Consider the following 17,644-nt stretch of genomic DNA (forward strand, 5'->3'; position numbering starts at 1 on the left):
CCACCCCGGCGCCCCCGCACGCACGGCTCCCACGGAGGCCTCCGGGCTCTGCCGGCGAACGCCTCGCCCCCGTCGGGCGGGCGCCTTGCGGAGACGGTTCGGTGCGTTGTCCACAGGATCCCGTCGACCGTCGTACGAGCGGCTAGGCTCGCGCCCGTACGAAACGAGCCGTAACCGGGAGACACCCACGATGGCCAAGAAGCGACCCCAGACCAAGGCCAAGCGCCCGCAGCCCACCGACGGTGCCCGCGTCGCAGGTGCCGAGGGGAATGTCCCGGTCGTCGGCGCCCGGGAGCCGTGCCCCTGCGGCAGCGGCCGCCGTTACAAGGCGTGTCATGGCCGGACCGCCTCGCACGCGGCGACCGAGCTGGTGCAGCGTCCGTTCGAGGGACTTCCCGGCGAGTGCGACTGGGTGGCGCTGCGCGAGCTGGTGCCGGCGGCGACCGCCGAGCTGAAGCTCGGGGCAGGCATCGTCCCGGACGACGTCCCGTCGGTCACGCTCGCCACCGTCCTGCCGATGGCCTGGCCCGCGCTGCGGCGCGACGACGGCTCGGTCCTGCTCGGCCTGCAGAACGACACGGCGTCGGGCGACCTCAGCCGCGATCTCGCGGACACCCTTCGGCGCGCCCTCACCGCTGAGCCGGGCTCTCCGGTCAAGGGCCGCCGCGCGCCCGCCGACAGCCCGCGCCTCCAGGACCTGCTGGATCCCGAAGGCGCCTTCGAGCCAGTCGTGCACAGCGGCTTCGAGTTCTGGGTCCCCGAGGTGGAGAACGCGACACCCGAGGTGACCGCCTCCCTGGAGCGGGCCAACGCCGCCGCCATCCCCACGGTGAAGCTCAGGAGTGTCGACGCCGCGTACTGGTGCGAGACCCCGGACAAGAACCACCTGCGGTGGGTCATGCCGCACCCCGAGGAGCAGCTTCTGGACGCCCTCGCGCGGCTGCAGGCGGCCGGGCAGTCGGGCCTCGGCGAGGGCACGCGCCTGGTCGGATCCTTCCGCGCGCACGGGCTCACGGTGCCGGTCTGGGACCTGCCGAGCGCGATGAGCGCGGAGGATGTCGAGAAGCCGGCCGCCGAGTTCGCCGAGCGCCTCGCGGCCGCTCTGACGTCGGAGGCGCCGCTCACCGCCGAGGAGCGCCGGGCCCGCGGCGGGCTGACCAACCGGCAGGTGACGCTGAGCTGATCTCCGGCCCTCGCCGGACCGACCGGTCAGCAGGTGCGGGAGTCTCCCTCTGGGTGACTCCCGTCACAAGTACCCGTTGCGACAGGTAAATCCGTGTCCGAATAGCCGAGATCGAATTTGCGAACCGCCGATCTCTTGTTACCGTTCCAGTAGCCCGGTTGCTGGTGCATCCCCCGTCGCCAGCAACCGGGTCTTTTCATGTGCATGCATGTGGACGAAACGGCCCGTGGCGTCAACTGCCTTGCGGTGCCGCTCCGTTACCGCCTGCTCTGCCCCGTCGCATCACTTCCGGAGCGCAGCATCAGCGGTCCGCTCCCGTCGCTCCGGGCGAACTCCACGACCGCCGAGTACGCGCTCGGCGCGCCCGCGACGCGCTGCCGCGGTGTCTCGCAGGTCCTCGGGTCGTTCGCCGCCGCCACCGGGCAGTGCATCTCGATGGTGCGCCCCTCCGGCCCCATGAAGCTCAGGACGGAGCTGAGCCGGCCGCCGGTGGCATTGCGGTAGTACGTGCGCGCCCAGGTCTCCGGCCCCTGCGTCATGACGCAGGTCTGCGCCTCGATCCCTTCCGGGGAGGACAGTTGGGAGCCGCAGCGGGCCGCGGTGGCCGCACCGAGGCCCGGCCGGCTCGGCGCGGGGGAGGAGGTCGACCGTTTCGCGTCATCGTGCGGGAGCGTGCGGATCGCGTCACGGTCCGCGTCACCCACCGGCCCGGCGGAGGCCACGGCGAGCGGCAGCGCGGCCACGACCGTCACCGCGCCCATGAGCGCGAACAGGCGCAGCCTGTGCGGCTCGGGCCGGCCCTGGCCCGGCGCGCCTGTCTCCTGCCCCTGTTTCCCGTGCCCCCCAGGACGAATCAGCATGAGCCGAAGATATCCGCCGATCACCGGCGCTCGGCCCCGCCGCGCGCCCGACACCTACAACTCGGGCGCGCTCACACCCGTACGAGTGAGGGCGTCGACGACCGCGTCCACCACGGCCTCCACATCGGGCACCCAGGGCGCGGCCGAACCGGGCAGCGGCGCCCGCTCCCAGCGGATCTCCCCATGGGCGGTCTCGGAGGGCGGCAGCGCCAGATAGCCGCCCTCGCCGTGGAAGCGCAGCGATCCCGGGACGAAGTCCTTGGCGTAGAGCAGGTCGCCCAGTTGCTCCATCGAGTAGGGCGCCACGAGGAACGCCCAGCGGTGCTGCGCCGCCACGACCGGACCGAGGCGCATGCCCGTCCGGTCGAGGGCGGCGAGGGCGCGTGAGGCCGCGAGGGCGGGCAGGCTCACCGCACAGGGCGCCCGGCCGCCGGTGGCCAGCACGATCGGCGCGGTGGGCCGGTTGGTCCACCACCACCGCACCATGCGCTCGTCGGTGGTGGCCGCCAGCAGCCCCGGGTCGAACGGATGCGCGCCGGGGACCGTGCACTCCGGGTCGGGGCACCCGCAGCGGGCCCGCCCCTCCGGATCCGGTGCCACACCTGGGAGAACGGGCCACCGCCATGCGGTCGCGAAGGTCAGGGCCGCGCTGATCGACTCAGACCTCCTGTCGTTCCGCCGGGACAGGAGCCTGCGTCGCCTTCCGAGGATCTCGCGCATGAGCGCTCGTTCCTTTCCGTTGCACGCCTGGCAACACCGAGACCATGTCACACCATGTGTCGATCACTTCACCGTGCGTACCTGCTGGCGCATCACACCCTTGTCTTGGACAAGGGGAACCCCTCTGGGCCGAGCTTTGGCTGCGTCCGCGTCCGTACTGCGCCCATCACCATCATGGGCATGGCGTGGGGTGGCGACGCCTGGCGATGTGCCGTCCCGCTCCTGCTCGCCGCCTCCACCAGGGGAGGATGGGGCTCGGCCGTCGGTGGCTAAGACGCCCGGGTCCGGCGCCAGGTTCCGGATGGCTCCCAACCATCCCTGGCCTTCACCGAGTACGTACCCATCACGACCGCTGTGACGCTCCGTCGAACAAGGCCAGTCGACCGCAATAGGGCGACGCCCGAGGCTTTTTTAGGCCAACTTTGCCTTTCCACAAGAGAGTAACGGAGCCTCACGGACACCACGAATCCCAGCAGGACAATGCTGGACATCTCATCACGAGTACGTGTACATGTGGAGACACTGCTAGCGGCGCAGATTGACATGGGGGTTTGCGATGCTATCGAGCACTATGCACCGGTCCGAAGGCCGGGCACCATGAACGCCCCTCACCCTCCGAAAGTGGCTGGAATCGACTCCACGGTTCCCCCGCCCACACACACTGTCGCGTCGATCGCTGCCGCCACGGACGTCCCTCCGGCCACCCCCCACGCATCCGTCGCCCCGGAATCCCTGCTCCAGGACCAGCTCGCGGCCTGGGTCTCGGACCTCACGACCCTCCACGAACTCACCGAACGCCTGGCGCGCACGGACTCACTCGCCGAAGCGCTCCAGGAACTGCTGCGCGCCGGAGCCGCCCTCGTGGGCGCCCGGCGCGGTCTCGTCGTGCTGGAACCCCGCGACGGTCAGGGACCCGACACCACGATCGGCCTGGGCCTGGCCCGCGCCGACCTCGGCCACATCGAGACCGTGCCGCGCAGTTCGATGTCGTACGGCCGGATCCTCGACGGACTGCCGGGCGGCGAGCGCGAGATCGCCGAGCCCGATCTGTTCTCCGAGGACGGGCTCGACCCCCGCCACCGCGAGGTGGCCGCCCGGCTCGGCTACGCCGCGAGCTACGCGCTCCCCCTGTCCACCGAGGCGGCCGGCCGGCTCGGTGCCGCCGTGTGGCTCTACGACGAGCCCGCCGAGCCGGTCGAGCGCCAGCGCCACCTCGCCGGCCTCTACGCCCGCTACGCGGCCGAGCACCTGGCCCGGCTCGTCGAGACCGAGCGCACGCGCGCGTGCATGAGGACGATCGCCGAGGAGTTGCTCCCCGCCCGGCTGCCCCGGATCACCGGCGTGCAGCTCGCCGCCCGTCGCCGCACCGGTCCGCGCGGCGGCGGAGACTGGTACGACGCGCTGCCGCTGCCGGACGCCGCCCTCGGCCTGGCCGTCGGATCCGTGACCGGGTCGGGGCCCGGCGCGCTGGCCGCGATGGGCCGGCTTCGGGCCTCGCTGCGCGCGTACGCCGTGATGGAGGGCGAGGACCCGGTGGCGGTCCTCTCGGACCTGGAGCTGCTGCTGAGGCTCACCGAGCCCGCCCGCTCGGCCACCGCCCTGTTCGCGTACTGCGAGCCCGCGATGCGCAGGCTGACGCTGGCCGGGGCCGGGCACAGCCCGCCCCTGCTGATCGGTCCGCGCCGCACCGAGTTCGTGGAGACCTCACTGTCGGCACCCCTGGGGATGCTGGCCTGCTGGGAGGCGCCGAGCATCGATGTGACCCTCGAGCCCGGCGAGACCGTGCTCCTCTACACCGACGGCCTGCTGCAGCGCGCCGGGGACCCGATGGACCGCGCCTTCGCCCGGCTGCACGCGGCGGCCGCGAGCGTGCCGAGGCCGGTGCGCACCGATCCGGGGGCGATCGTGGACCACATCCTGCGGGCGATGCTGCCGGACGGGCCGGCCGCGGCGCCACCCGGCCGGTCGGCGCCGCGGCCGGGGGAGCACGGCGCGGAGGACGTGATCCTGCTGGCGGCACGGTTCGAGTGAGCCCCCGCCGGGCCTCGTCGAACAAGCCGCCGATCGCTCGTGCGACCGTACGATGGACGGGGTCCAGTGCCGCATCTAGGAGGATGACCGTGGCGGAAGAGCTCCCGGAGACCCCGGAGACTGCCCAGGAGGAGCCCGTCAAGCAGCGCAAGAACGGCCTGTACCCGGACCTGTCCGACGAGCTGGCCGAGAACATGAAGTCCGGCTGGGCCGACACCGAGCTGCACGACCTGCAGCCCGTCGCCCAGGCCGCCGAGACGCGCGCCCGCCGCGCCGCCCTCTCCGCCCGCTTCCCCGGCGAGCGCCTGGTGATCCCCGCGGGCAACCTGAAGACCCGCTCCAACGACACCGACTACCCCTTCCGGGCCTCCGTCGAGTACGCGTACCTGACGGGCAACCAGACGGAGGACGGTGTCCTGGTGCTGGAGCCGGCGACGGTCGCGGACGGGACGGGCGGCCACCGGGCGACGATCTACCTGCTGCCCCGGTCCGACCGTGAGAACGGCGAGTTCTGGCTCTCCGGCCAGGGCGAACTGTGGGTCGGGCGCCGCCACTCGCTCGCCGAGGCGGAACAACTCCACGGCATTCCTGCCGCGGACGTGCGCGAGCTGCCCGGGAAGCTGCGGGAGGCCACCGGCCCGGTCCGGGTGGTCCGCGGCCACGACACGGGCATCGAGGCCGCGCTGCACGACAAGGTGACCGCGGAGCGCGACGAGGAACTGCGCGTCTTCCTCTCCGAGATGCGGCTGGTCAAGGACGCGTTCGAGATCGGGGAGCTGCAGAAGGCGGTCGACTCGACGGTGCGCGGCTTCGAGGACGTGGTGAAGGTCCTCGACCGGGCGGAGGCCACCAGCGAGCGCTACATCGAGGGAACGTTCTTCCTCCGTGCGCGCGTGGAGGGCAACGATGTCGGCTACGGCTCGATCTGCGCGGCCGGACCGCACGCCTGCACGCTGCACTGGGTGCGCAACGACGGGCCGGTCCGCTCCGGCGACCTGCTCCTGCTGGACGCCGGCGTGGAGACGCACACGTACTACACCGCCGACGTCACCCGCACGCTGCCGGTCAGCGGCGTCTACAGCGAGATCCAGAAGACCGTCTACGACGCCGTGTACGAGGCCCAGGAGGCCGGCATCACGGCGGTGAAGCCGGGCGGCAAGTACCGCGACTTCCATGACGCCGCGCAGCGCGTGCTCGCCGAGAAGCTGGTCGGGTGGGGGCTGGTCGAGGGCCCGGTGGAGCGCGTCCTGGAGCTGGGCCTGCAGCGCCGCTGGACCCTGCACGGCACGGGCCACATGCTCGGCATGGACGTCCACGACTGCGCGGCCGCCCGCACGGAGACGTACGTGGACGGCACGCTGGAGCCCGGCATGGTGCTCACGGTCGAGCCGGGCCTGTACTTCCAGGCGGACGACCTGACCGTCCCGGAGGAGTACCGCGGCATCGGCGTCCGCATCGAGGACGACATCCTCGTCACGGAGGACGGCAACCGGAACCTCTCGGCCGCCCTGCCGCGGCGCTCCGACGAGGTCGAGCTGTGGATGGCGTCCCTGAGGTCGTCCACGAAGGACTGACACGCGGGTGCGCGGCCGGGTGCCGACTTCGGCACCCGGCCGGCGCAGCCCGGTCCTCCGGCGCAGCCCGGTCCTCCGGCGCATGCCCGGCCCTCCGGCGCAGCCCGGCCCTCCGGCGCATGCCCGCCCCTCCGGCGCAGCCCGGCCCTCCGGCGCAGCCCGGCCCTCCGGCGCATGCCCCGTCCGCCGGCGCATGGCCCCGGGCACGCGGCCCGTCCGCCGGCTCGCGGCCGGCCACTCGCCGTTCGGCTACACCGCCACCGGGGGTGCGTCCTTCCGCCACTTCAGGATCTTGTCGAAGCTCACCACCGCACCGCCCCGCCCCGGCTTGTTGCCGATGTGGACATGGTCGGCGAGTTCCTGGATGAGACACAGGCCACGGCCGTGCTCGGCGTCGAAGCGGGCCGGGCGCAGCGTGGGACGGGATCTGCCGGACGGGAAACCAGGGCCCGCGTCGGTGACTTCGATGCGGCACTTCTCGCCGTCGAGGTAGGCCGTGACCCGGTACGCCTCGGACGTACCGCCGTGACCGCCGCCTCCGTGCTCGACCGCATTGGCGCACGCCTCGCTGAGCGCGACGGAAAGGTCGTACGAGATGTCCGGGTCGACGCCCGCGGTCTCCATCGTGCCCATCAGGAGCCGTCGGGCGAGCGGCACGCTCGCAGCTTCGCGCCGCAGATGGAGTGACCACCAGATGCTCATGCTCCAGCCTCCTGGCCGCGGCTCGACATACCGTTACGTATAGCCACGCACGGCGAGGGCATGCGCGCGATCCACGAGATCCCGCCCATCCGGCGGATGTGCCACGGCCGTGAGGGGTGTAATGCGGAGGCCGCTCGCACTCGAACGTGATCTTCCGGTCCGCCTCTCCGATTACCGCATGTATGTCGCCTTGCGGACCTGCCGTACACGGCTCGCGGGGCCAGTGCGATGATGAGGCCGCCATGAGTGCCCCCCTCCCGCGCACGGCGCGCACCGGATACGATCTCCGGTTCCTGCGGGCCGCGGTGTTCGCCGCGGTCTGCGTCGCGCTGGCCGCGGCGGGGCACGGGCTCGCCTCCTGCGCCACGGTTCCGCCGTGGACGCTGGGCGCCGGTTTCCTCGCCGTGTTCGCCGTCGCCGCCGGGGCGGCCGGGCGGGAGCGCACCCTGCCGGGCATCGTCGCGTTCCTCGCGGTCGGCCAGACCGTGCTGCACACGCTGTTCGAGCTCGGGCAGCACCCGGGTGCCGTGCCGACGAGCGGGCACCCGATGCCGGCGGCCGACGCCGCACTCGTGGAACGGGCCGCGCGCCTCCTGTGCGGCACCGGCGCGGCGGTGCTCTCCCCCGCGCGGGCCCAGAAGATCCTCGCCGACGCGCGCCTCGACACGGGCATGGACGCATCCTCCGTGCACCACCCCGCGGACGCCCTGGCGACGATGGCCGGTCCCGGGTCGGTACTGCCGTCCGTGCCCATGCTGCTCGGTCACGTCCTCGCGGCCGTGGCCGCGGGCTGGGTGCTGCGTCGCGGTGACATCGCGCTCCTGCGGCTTCTGCGGCTGTCGGCGCAGGAGCTCGCGGAGGGGGCGCTCGTACGGTCCCTGCGCGCGGCGTCCTCGCTCGCGCGCGCCCTGCTGGCCGGGCTCCCCGGCGCGTCCGGGACCGGGCCGCGCGCCCCCCGCATCGCCTTCCTCGTACCGCCGAGGCCGCCCGCGTCCGCGCTCCAGCATTCGGTGATCCGGCGCGGGCCGCCCTGCCCGCCCCTCCACGTGCTCGCTGCCTGACGCGACGCTCCACTCCACTCGTCCGTGCGGAGGGGATGCCGTCGTGCGGCACGCGCGCGTGCCCGCGAGGTGCCACGGCCGTGGTCGCCCCTGCGCACGCGCCCCTCTTCCTCGACCGACTCTCTCCCGGAGTGGAGTGCTCTCATGAAGGCCATCCCGGCTTTCCCCAAGGCGCCGTCCCGCATCGCGCGCCTCGCCGTCGCCGGTGCCGCCGCGGCGTCGGCCGTCCTCGTCCTGTCCGCACCCGCGTCCGCGCACATCGACGTGCAACCGGACGGCGAAGCCGCCAAGGGCGGGTATGCGACGGTCGGCTTCAAGGTCCCCAACGAGCGCGACAACGCCTCGACCGTCCGGCTGGACGTCAGCTTCCCGGCCGACCACCCGCTCGCCTCGGTGATGCCTCAGCCCGTCGAGGGCTGGAGCGTGCGGCTCACCAGGTCGAAGCTGGACAAGCCGGTCACGCTGCACGGCCTGACGATCGACGAGGCCGTCACCAAGGTCACCTGGACCGCGACCGGCAAGGGCATCGAGCCCGGCTACTTCCAGAAGTTCCCGCTCTCGATCGGACCGCTCCCGGAGGACACCGGCCGACTCGTCTTCAAGGCGGTGCAGACCTACTCGAACAAGGAGGTCGTCCGCTGGATCGAGCCGCAGCAGGAGGGCGGGGAAGAGCCCGAGAACCCCGCCCCGGTGCTGGAGCTGACCGCCGCGGCCTCCGGCCACGGCGGCGCCACGGCCGAGGACGCCTCCGCCACGTCGGCCGCCGGGGACACCCGGTCCGCGGCCTCCGGCGGCGGTGACACCACCGCCCGCGTCCTGGGCATGGTGGGCATCGCCGTGGGCGCGGCGGGCGTGGCGTACGCCGTTCTGGCCGGCCGCCGACGTACCACCGACTCCTGAGACCCCCTACCTTCGGGACCCCTTCCATGCGCAAGAAGAATCTCGCCGCCGCCGGCCTCCTCGCCGCCGTCGCGCTCACCCTCTCCGCCTGCGGATCCGGAGACGGCGGCGACAAGCCCGTCGTCCAGGTCTCCGCGGAGAAGGGCGCGGACAAGGCCGCGACCGTGCTCGACCAGCCGTTCGAGAAGCCGGACCTCGTCCTCACCGACACCCACGGCACGAAGTACGACCTCCGCGCGGAGACCAAGGGCAGGCCGACGCTCGTCTACTTCGGCTACACCCACTGCCCGGACGTCTGCCCGCTGACGATGAACAACATCGCCGTCGCCAAGAAGCAGCTGGCGGCGAACAAGCAGCTGAGCCAGGCACAGAAGGACTCGCTGCGGATCGTGTTCGTCACCACCGACCCGGACCGCGACACCCCGTCCGCGCTCGGCACGTGGCTGAAGGGCATCGACCCCCAGGCCGTGGGCCTGACCGGTGACTTCGCCACCATCCAGGCCGGCGCCCGTTCCCTCGGCATCAGCGTCGAGCCGCCGACCAAGGACAAGGACGGCACGGTCGTGTCCACCCACGGCACCCAGGTCATCGCGTTCTCGCCGAAGACCGACGCGGGCTATGTGCTGTACAGCCAGGACGCCACCGTCGACGACTACACCAGGGACCTTCCCAAGATCATCAAGGGGGAGAACCCGTGACCCGCCGTCTCTGCCTGCCCGCCGTGATGATGACGGCCGGACTGATACTCACGGGCTGCGGCGGCTCGGACGCCTCCGGCTTCTCCTCCTCGGCCAGGCCCGAGTTGAAGGTCACCGGCGCCTACATGCCCCAGCCCGTCACCGGCGACATGGCGGCCGGCTACTTCACCGTCACCAACTCGGGCGGTGCCGACACCCTCACGTCGGTCACCAGCGACCTGACCGACGACATCACGCTGCACTCCTCCGAGGGCGGCACGATGCGGGAGGAGAAGTCGTTCGCCGTGCCCGCGGACGGCAGCCTCGTCCTCGACAGCGGCGGCAACCACCTGATGTTCGCAAACCTCGGCCACCGGCCGAGGCAGGGCGAGAAGGTGTCGGTGCAGCTGCACTTCGCCGAGTCCGGAACGGTGACGGTCGACATGCCGGTGAAACCGGCGACGTACCACCCGATGACCGGGCACTGAGGGAGGCATCACCGTGACACAGGCCATCGCTCCCGGCGGGCGCGTCCCGGAGCACGTCCGGGGGAGGGCCCGTACGGCAGCCGGGCCCACGGCCCGGATCCGGGCGGTCCGCGGGCTGCTGGCGCTGCTGCTCGCCGTCGTGGGCGCGCTGTTCGGCGGGGCCGCGCCCGCCTCCGCGCACGCCGCGCTGATCGGCAGCGACCCCGCGCAGGGAACGGTGGTCGACAAGGCACCCGCCCAGGTCACGCTCACCTTCTCCGAGACGGTGGCGCTCTCCGACGACTCGCTGCGCGTCCTCGACCCCAGGGGGCAGCGCGTCGACACCGGCAGGGCGTTCAACCAGAGCGGCGCGATGTACGGCGTGAAGGTGCACGCGGGGCTGCCCCGCGGCACCTACACCGTGACCTACCAGGTGGTGTCCGCGGACAGCCACCCGGTCTCCGGCGCCTTCACCTTCTCCGTCGGCGCCCCGTCCGCGACCACGGTCACCGTCTCCGGCCCCACCGCGGGCGGCGGGGTGGTCGGCTGGCTCTACGGGTTCGGGCGGTACGTCTCCTACGCGGGATTCATCGTCCTGGCCGGCGGCGCGGCCTTCGTGCTCGCCTGCTGGCAGCGGGGCGCCGGGGTGCGGGCGGTGCAGCGGCTCGTGGTCTCCGGGTGGCTGGCGCTCACTTCGGCGACGCTCGCGCTGCTGCTCCTGCGCGGCTCGTACACCACCTCGGGGAAGATCGCCGATGTCTTCGACCTGTCCCTGATGGGGCAGGTGCTGCAGACCAAGTCGGGCGCGGCGCTCGTCTCCCGGCTGCTGCTCCTGGCCGCGGGGGCGCTGTTCGTCGCGGTGCTCTTCGGGGCGTACGTGAAACGGGACGCGGACGCCCAGGAGGCGACCGGCGGCGGCCGCGGCAGGGCCGGCGGGTCCGGCGCCGCGAAGGGCACGCCCCGTGGCGGTGCGCTCGAGGAGGACGCCGCCGACCTCGCCGCCGAGAGGCGGGACCTCACCTTCGGGCTGGCCATCGGCGGAACCGTCGTGGCGGCGGGGCTCGCGGCGACCTGGGCGATGGCCGAGCACGCCTCGACCGGCATCCAGGCCGGCCTCGCGATGCCGGTCGACGTCCTCCACCTGCTCGCGGTCGCCGCCTGGCTGGGCGGCCTCGCGGCCCTGCTCGTCTCGCTGTACCGGGCCCCGTCGATCGAGAGGGCGGCCGTACGGCGCTTCTCCCGCGTGGCGTTCGCAAGCGTCGTGACCCTGGTCTCGACCGGCGTCTACCAGGCATGGCGGCAGCTCGGCTCGTGGTCGGCGCTGACCGGGACGACGTACGGACAGCTGTTGATCGCGAAGGTCGGCCTGGTCGCCGTGCTCGTCGGCCTCGCCTGGGTCTCCCGGCGCTGGACGGTACGACTGACGGAGGCGTCGGCGTCCGCGGTGGCGGCGTGGCGTACGGCGGAACGGCAGCGCGCGGCGGAGAAGAAGCGGTCGGCGGTGGCCGCCAAGTCCCCGGCCGGGAGCGGTGTGTCCGCGAAGAGCGGGGGGCCCGGGGCCTCCGGCAGGGACCGCGGCTCCGGGAGCGGGGCCCCCGGCACGTCCGGGCGCTCCGCACGCGCCGCCCAGCTGGCCCGTCAGCAGGCCGCGGTGGCCGAGGCGCGGGCCCGGCGGATCCGGGACGCCGACCCCGTCCGTTCCGGGCTGCGCCGCTCCGTGCTCGCCGAGGCGGGCGTCGCGATCGTGCTGCTCGCCGTCACCGCCGCGCTCACCAGCACCGAGCCGGGGCGCACGGAGGAGGCGGCCCGGGCGGCCACCGCCGCCACGTCGCAGCCCTCATCCGGCTCCCTGACGCTGAAGTTCCCCTTCGACACGGGCGGCCAGGACGGCAGGGGCACCGTGGCGCTCACCCTGGACCCGGCCCGCGCCGGCGGGAACCTGATGCACCTCTACGTGGTGCGGCCGAACGGCAGGGCCTTCGACGTCCCCGAGGTGAAGGTCGCCTTCACGCTCGAGGCGAAGGGCATCGGCCCGCTGCCCGTGGTGCCCGACCGCGTCGCCACCGGCCACTGGTCGGCGAGCGGCGTACAGATCCCCATGGCGGGCGACTGGAAGATCGCGGTGACCGTGCGGACGTCCGACATCGACCAAGTGACCGTCAACAAGAACGCGCAGATCGGCTGAACCTCACCATGGCTGACCAGTCCACGCCCCCCGTGTCCTCCCGGGACGACCGTCCCCGGACCCACCAGGGCCGTCCCATCGAGGAGCGCTCCCCCGAGGAGGGCGCTCGCGGGAACGGCGCCCCCGAAGAGACGGGCGCCGGCACCTCCTCCCCCTCGGGGGCGATCTCACGGCGGCGGCTCCTCGGGACCGCCGGCGCCACCGGGCTCGTGCTGGGTACCGCGGGCGCGGTCGCGGGACACGCCGCGGCGCCCTCCGAGAAGACCGTCCCGCTGACGTCGCTCGGCGCGGAACGGGTGGCGTTCCGCGGGACGCACCAGCCGGGCATCACCGATGCCCTCCAGGCCCGCGGCCATCTCGTCGCCTTCGACCTCGCGGCGGGCGCGGGCCGCAAGGAGGCCGCCGCGCTGCTGCGCCGCTGGTCGGCCACGGCCGAGCGGCTGATGGCGGGCGAGACCGCCGCGCACGACGACACCGGCATCGCCCGTGACGCCGGCCCGTCGTCCCTGACGATCACCTTCGGCTTCGGGAACAGCTTCTTCTCCCGCACCGGGCTGGAGAAGCAGCGCCCGTCCGCCCTGGACCCGCTGCCCGACTTCTCCTCCGACCGCCTCGACCCCCGCCGCAGCAACGGCGACCTGTGGGTGCAGATCGGCGCCGACGACGCGCTCGTCGCCTTCCACGCCCTGCGCGCCGTCCAGAAGGACGCCGGCGGCGCGGCACGGCTGCGCTGGCAGATGAACGGCTTCAACCGCTCCCCCGGCGCGACCGCGCACCCCATGACGGCCCGCAACCTGATGGGCCAGATCGACGGCACGCGCAATCCGAAGCCGGCCGACCCCGACTTCGACCGGCGCATCTTCGTCCCCGCCTCCGGCGGCCCGGCCTGGATGGCGAACGGCTCGTACGCCGTGGTGCGCCGCATCCGCATGCTCCTCGACGACTGGGACAAGCTCCCGCTCCGTGCCCAGGAGGAGGTCATCGGGCGCCGCAAGTCCGACGGGGCACCGCTCGGCGGCGGCGCCGAGACGACCGCGATGGACCTGGAGAGGACCGGCGCCGACGGCAAGCCGGTCGTGCCCCTCACCGCGCACGCCCGCATCAGCCGGCCCGACCAGAACGGGGGCGCGGCCATGCTCCGCCGCCCGTTCTCCTTCCACGACGGCTTCGACGCGGACGGGACCCCTGACGCGGGCCTGCTGTTCGTCTGCTGGCAGGCGGACCCGCTGCGCGGCTTCGTCCCCGTGCAGCGCAAGCTCGACCGGGGGGACGCGCTGTCGCGGTTCATCCGCCACGAGGCGAGCGGTCTGTTCGCGGCTCCGGGCGGCGCGGCGAAGGGGGAGTACGTGGGGCAGCGACTGCTGGAGGGGTGAGCGGCGGACGGGGCCGGACCGGCAGGGCGGACGGACGGACCGGGCGGACGGACGGGCGGACCGGGCGGGCGGGCTGGCGGACCGGGCGGGCGGGCTGGCGGATCGGGCGGCCGGGCTGGCGGGCTGGCGGATCGGGCGGCCCGGAGGGGCCGCGGCCGTCCAGGGGCCGGGGCGGGACGCGTGCCCGGGCGGGCCGCGGCCGTCCACGGGCGTGAGCCGAGGTCCGCCGCGCCTATTAGGGTGAAGTCATGCCAGCCAGTTATGCGTATCTCGGTCCCGAGGGCACCTTCACCGAGGTCGCCCTCCGCACGCTGCCGGAGGCCGCCACCCGGGAGCTCGTCCCGATGGTGTCGGTTCCGGCCGCGCTCGACGCCGTTCGCAGCGGCGAGGCCGAGGCCGCGTTCGTACCGATCGAGAACTCGGTGGAGGGCGGCATCACGACGACCCTCGACGAGCTCGTCGCGGGCGAGCCGCTGATGATCTACCGCGAGGTGCTTCTCTCGATCACCTTCGCGCTGCTGGTCCGGCCCGGCACGAAGCTCTCGGAGGTCAAGACGGTCACCGCGCACCCCGCCGCGCAGCCGCAGGTGCGCAACTGGCTGAAGGACAACCTTCCGGACGCGGTCTGGGAGTCGGCCGCGTCCAACGCGGACGGCGCGCGGCTGGTGCAGGAGGGCCGTTACGACGCGGCGTTCGCGGGCGAGTTCGCCGCCGCGCGCTACGGTCTTGAGGCGCTGGAGACCGGGATCCACGACGCGGAGAACGCGCAGACGCGGTTCGTACTGGTCGGCAGGCCCGCCCGGCCGGCCGCTCCGACCGGCGCGGACAAGACCTCCGTCGTCCTGTGGCAGCGCGACGACCACCCCGGTGCGCTGCGCGACCTGCTGGGCGAGTTCGCGGTGCGGGGGATCAACCTGATGCTGCTGCAGTCGCGCCCGACCGGGGCGGGCATCGGGAACTACTGCTTCTGCATCGACGCCGAGGGGCACATCTCCGACCGCCGGGTCGCCGAGGCGCTGATGGGGCTCAAGCGGATCTGTCTGCAGGTGCGCTTCCTCGGCTCGTACCCGCGTGCGGACATCCGGCCGGGTGACGCGCGGGCCCTGCGGCCCGGTACGTCGGACGACGAGTTCGTGTCGGCCGCGGACTGGGTGGCGCGCTGCCAGGACGGCCGGTTCTAGACTGCCGGCGTCAGGGCGTCGGTCCTACCTGCAGATTTTCGCTGTCCACAGAAGTTATCCACAGGTGGGCTTCTCGATCTGGGGACAAGTCGACAACACGGCACGGTGCGGTCGACAAATCCCCCTAAGAGTCCTCCACCCGTCCACCGCCCCGTCCGCCACAGTTGTCCACTCGTTTCTTTCGACCAACACTTCAGGGCGACCCTTTTCCACCCGAAAGTGCATGTAGTAGGGGTTTGGAGCGGGAATTCCGCGCCTCTCGTGCGGCATTCGGATTGATCAACTCGGAAGTCCACAGATCTTCCGCACAGCCTGTGGATAACCTTGGGTCGACTGTGGATGCCTGTGGACAAGCGCAGACCAAATCCCGTTCCGCACTGGGAAGTCGGGTCAACGAGGCACACGCCCATCGCCCCCTTACGGGGTGCATCGCCCCTTTTCCTTGACACACAGAGTAATTGCCGCATAGCCGGACATGCCTCACTGATCGAAATACGGAGTCGTGGGCCGGAACCCCGCACCGGTAGCCTTGAGGGGTGATTGACCTTCGCCTGCTCCGTGAGGACCCCGACCGTGTTCGTGCCTCCCAGCGCGCCCGTGGTGAGGACGTCGCGCTCGTCGACGCCCTCCTCTCCGCCGACGAGCGGCGCAGGTCGTCCGGCGTCCGCTTCGACGAACTCCGCTCCGAGCAGAAGGCGCTCGGCAAGCTGATCCCCAAGGCCGCCGGCGAGGAGAAGACCGGGCTGCTGGAGAAGGCCGGCCGGCTCGCCGCCGACGTCAAGGCGGCCGACGCCGAGCAGCACGAGGCCGAGGAGGAGACCAAGCGGCTCCTGCTCCAACTGGGCAACGTGGTCCACCCGGACGTCCCGGTCGGCGGCGAGGAGGACTTCGCCGTCCTGGAGACCCACGGCACGATCCGTGACTTCGGCGCCGAGGGCTTCGAGCCGAAGGACCACCTGGAGCTCGGCGAGGCGCTCGGCGCGATCGACGTCGAGCGCGGTGCGAAGGTCTCCGGCTCGCGCTTCTACTACCTGACGGGCGTCGGCGCCCTGCTGGAGCTGGCACTCGTCAACGCGGCGATGGCGCAGGCCGTGGAGGCCGGGCTCACCCCGATGCTGACGCCGGCTCTGGTCCGCCCGCGCGCCATGGAGGGCACGGGCTTCCTCGGCCAGGCCGCCGAGAACGTCTACCACCTGGAGAAGGACGACTTCTACCTGGTCGGCACCTCCGAGGTCCCGCTCGCCGCGTACCACATGGACGAGATCATCGACGCGGAGCGGCTGCCGCTGCGCTACGCCGGCTTCTCGCCGTGCTTCCGCCGCGAGGCCGGGACGTACGGCAAGGACACGCGGGGCATCTTCCGCGTACACCAGTTCGACAAGGTCGAGATGTTCTCGTTCGTGTCCCCCGAGGACGCCGAGAACGAGCACCGGCGGCTCCTGGACTGGGAGAAGCAGTGGCTGACCTCGCTGGAGCTGCCGTTCCAGGTCATCGACGTGGCGACGGGCGACCTGGGCGCGTCGGCGTCGCGGAAGTTCGACTGCGAGGCGTGGATCCCCACCCAGGGCAAGTACCGTGAGCTGACCTCGGCGTCCAACTGCGACGGCTTCCAGGCCCGCCGGCTGTCGGTCCGCATGCGGAACGGCAAGAAGGTGCAGCCGCTGGCGACGCTGAACGGCACGCTCTGCGCGGTACCGCGCACCATCGTGGCCATCCTGGAGAACCACCAGCTGGCGGACGGCTCCGTGCGGGTGCCCGAGGTCCTGCGCCCGTACCTGGGCGGCCGGGAGCTGCTGGAGCCCGTGGCCGAGTGAGCACGGCCGAACCCTCCGGTTCTCCCTACAAGCTGATAGCCACCGATCTCGACGGGACGCTCCTGCGCTCCGACGGGACGGTGTCGCAGCGCACGCGTGGGGCGCTCGCCGCGGCCGCCGCGGCGGGCGTCGCGCACATCGTGGTCACCGGACGTGCGGTGGCCTGGACCCGCCCGGTCCTCGACGACCTCGGCTACCGGGGCCTCGCCGTGTGCGGCCAGGGAGCCCAGGTGTACGACGCGGGGGAGCACCGGCTGCTGACGTCGCTGACGCTGGACCGGCAGATCGCCGCGCTCGCCCTGGCGAAGATCGAGGCCGAGGTGGGCCCGCTGCTGCTGGCGGCGAGCCGGGACGGGCTGGACGGGGAGGTCCTGGCCGGCCCCGGCTACCGGGTCGGCGGACCGCTTCCGTACGAACCGATCCAGGACGCCGCGGAGCTGTGGTCCGCCCCGCTGAACAAGGTCTACCTCCAGCACCCGACGCTGGGCGACGACGAACTGGCCGAGGCGGCGCAGCAGGCGGCCGGCGGCCTGGTCGGGGTGACGATGGCGGGCGAGGGCATCGTGGAGCTCCTCCCCCTCGGCCTGACCAAGGCGACGGGTCTGTCGCTGGCGGCCCGCCGCCTGGGGGTGAAGGCCGCGGACACGATCGCCTTCGGGGACATGCCCAACGACATCCCGATGCTCGCGTGGGCCGCGTACGGCGTGGCCATGGCCAACGCGCACGAGGACCTGGGTGCGGTCGCGGACGAGGTGACCCTCTCCAACGACGAGGACGGCATCGCCGTCGTCCTGGAGAGGCTGCTGGGCTGAGCGGTTCGGCGCCGGACGTGGGGCGTCCGGCGCCGGCCATCGGACGCCGGGTGTCGGGTATCGGCTGCCGGGTGTCGGGTATCGGCTGCCGGGTGTCGGGTATC

15 protein-coding genes are annotated in these 17,644 nt (G+C 72.8%); 12 read left to right on the forward strand and 3 right to left on the reverse strand.

Annotated features, from left to right (window positions below; translation table 11 throughout):
- The first annotated feature begins 190 nt into the window (after nt 1–190).
- Nucleotides 191–1,183 (forward strand): DUF5926 family protein, encoded by a 993-nt coding sequence (locus tag ACFYMU_RS00220; protein WP_388366084.1) that lies wholly within the window; start codon nt 191–193, stop codon nt 1,181–1,183.
- Nucleotides 1,184–1,440: 257 nt separating this feature from the next.
- On the opposite strand, the gene ACFYMU_RS00225 is transcribed toward ACFYMU_RS00220, so the two are convergent.
- Together ACFYMU_RS00225 and ACFYMU_RS00230 are read right to left on the reverse strand one after the other, a co-directional pair.
- Nucleotides 1,441–2,043 (reverse strand): hypothetical protein, encoded by a 603-nt coding sequence (locus ACFYMU_RS00225; protein WP_388366085.1) that lies wholly within the window; start codon nt 2,041–2,043, stop codon nt 1,441–1,443.
- Nucleotides 2,044–2,097: 54 nt separating this feature from the next.
- A complete protein-coding gene (locus tag ACFYMU_RS00230; RefSeq protein ID WP_388366088.1) occupies nt 2,098–2,763 on the reverse strand; it encodes a bifunctional DNA primase/polymerase in 666 nt (221 codons plus the stop codon).
- A gap of 480 nt (nt 2,764–3,243) precedes the next feature.
- On the opposite strand from ACFYMU_RS00230, the gene ACFYMU_RS00235 reads away from it, so the two are divergent.
- Together ACFYMU_RS00235 and ACFYMU_RS00240 are read left to right on the forward strand one after the other, a co-directional pair.
- Nucleotides 3,244–4,794: a PP2C family protein-serine/threonine phosphatase gene (locus ACFYMU_RS00235; protein WP_388366091.1), complete on the forward strand. Its 1,551-nt coding sequence runs from the start codon at nt 3,244–3,246 to the stop codon at nt 4,792–4,794.
- 83 nt (nt 4,795–4,877) lie between these two features.
- Nucleotides 4,878–6,368: an aminopeptidase P family protein gene (locus ACFYMU_RS00240; protein ID WP_388366094.1), complete on the forward strand. Its 1,491-nt coding sequence runs from the start codon at nt 4,878–4,880 to the stop codon at nt 6,366–6,368.
- Between the two features lie 249 nt (nt 6,369–6,617).
- Here ACFYMU_RS00240 and ACFYMU_RS00245 read toward each other — a convergent pair whose 3' ends face one another.
- A complete protein-coding gene (locus tag ACFYMU_RS00245; protein WP_388366097.1) occupies nt 6,618–7,070 on the reverse strand; it encodes an ATP-binding protein in 453 nt (150 codons plus the stop codon).
- A 242-nt stretch (nt 7,071–7,312) separates the two neighbouring features.
- On the opposite strand from ACFYMU_RS00245, the gene ACFYMU_RS00250 reads away from it, so the two are divergent.
- The 9 genes from ACFYMU_RS00250 to ACFYMU_RS00290 all read left to right on the forward strand — a co-directional run bounded on the left by ACFYMU_RS00250 (nt 7,313) and on the right by ACFYMU_RS00290 (nt 17,540).
- The gene (locus ACFYMU_RS00250; RefSeq protein ID WP_388366100.1) at nt 7,313–8,131 is read left to right on the forward strand and encodes a hypothetical protein; all 819 of its coding nucleotides are present in this window, start codon (nt 7,313–7,315) and stop codon (nt 8,129–8,131) included.
- 144 nt (nt 8,132–8,275) lie between these two features.
- Nucleotides 8,276–9,031 carry a YcnI family protein gene (locus tag ACFYMU_RS00255; protein WP_388366102.1) on the forward strand — a complete coding sequence of 252 codons (756 nt, stop codon included), beginning with the start codon at nt 8,276–8,278 and terminating at the stop codon, nt 9,029–9,031.
- Between the two features lie 26 nt (nt 9,032–9,057).
- Complete coding sequence (locus tag ACFYMU_RS00260) at nt 9,058–9,729, forward strand: SCO family protein (RefSeq protein ID WP_388366104.1); 672 nt, start codon at nt 9,058–9,060, stop codon at nt 9,727–9,729.
- Entirely contained in the window at nt 9,726–10,196 is a 471-nt protein-coding gene (locus ACFYMU_RS00265) for a copper chaperone PCu(A)C (RefSeq protein ID WP_388366106.1), read from the forward strand. The genes ACFYMU_RS00260 and ACFYMU_RS00265 overlap by 4 nt, the downstream gene beginning before the upstream one ends.
- 97 nt (nt 10,197–10,293) lie before the next feature.
- Nucleotides 10,294–12,360, forward strand: coding sequence for a copper resistance CopC/CopD family protein (locus tag ACFYMU_RS00270; protein ID WP_388366929.1), 2,067 nt, complete (start codon nt 10,294–10,296; stop codon nt 12,358–12,360).
- Between the two features lie 8 nt (nt 12,361–12,368).
- Nucleotides 12,369–13,733 (forward strand): iron uptake transporter deferrochelatase/peroxidase subunit, encoded by a 1,365-nt coding sequence (gene efeB / locus ACFYMU_RS00275; protein ID WP_388366109.1) that lies wholly within the window; start codon nt 12,369–12,371, stop codon nt 13,731–13,733.
- A gap of 248 nt (nt 13,734–13,981) precedes the next feature.
- On the forward strand, nt 13,982–14,914 hold the full coding sequence (gene pheA / locus ACFYMU_RS00280) for a prephenate dehydratase (RefSeq protein WP_388366112.1): 933 nt from the start codon (nt 13,982–13,984) through the stop codon (nt 14,912–14,914).
- 536 nt (nt 14,915–15,450) lie between these two features.
- Complete coding sequence (gene serS, locus ACFYMU_RS00285; protein WP_388366114.1) at nt 15,451–16,728, forward strand: serine--tRNA ligase; 1,278 nt, start codon at nt 15,451–15,453, stop codon at nt 16,726–16,728.
- Complete coding sequence (locus tag ACFYMU_RS00290; protein ID WP_388366117.1) at nt 16,725–17,540, forward strand: HAD family hydrolase; 816 nt, start codon at nt 16,725–16,727, stop codon at nt 17,538–17,540. Before serS ends, ACFYMU_RS00290 begins: the two co-directional genes overlap by 4 nt.
- The last annotated feature ends 104 nt before the right edge of the window (nt 17,541–17,644 follow it).

Origin of the sequence: Streptomyces sp. NPDC007264 (genome assembly GCF_042869095.1) — a bacterium.
Taxonomy (GTDB): domain Bacteria; phylum Actinomycetota; class Actinomycetes; order Streptomycetales; family Streptomycetaceae; genus Streptomyces.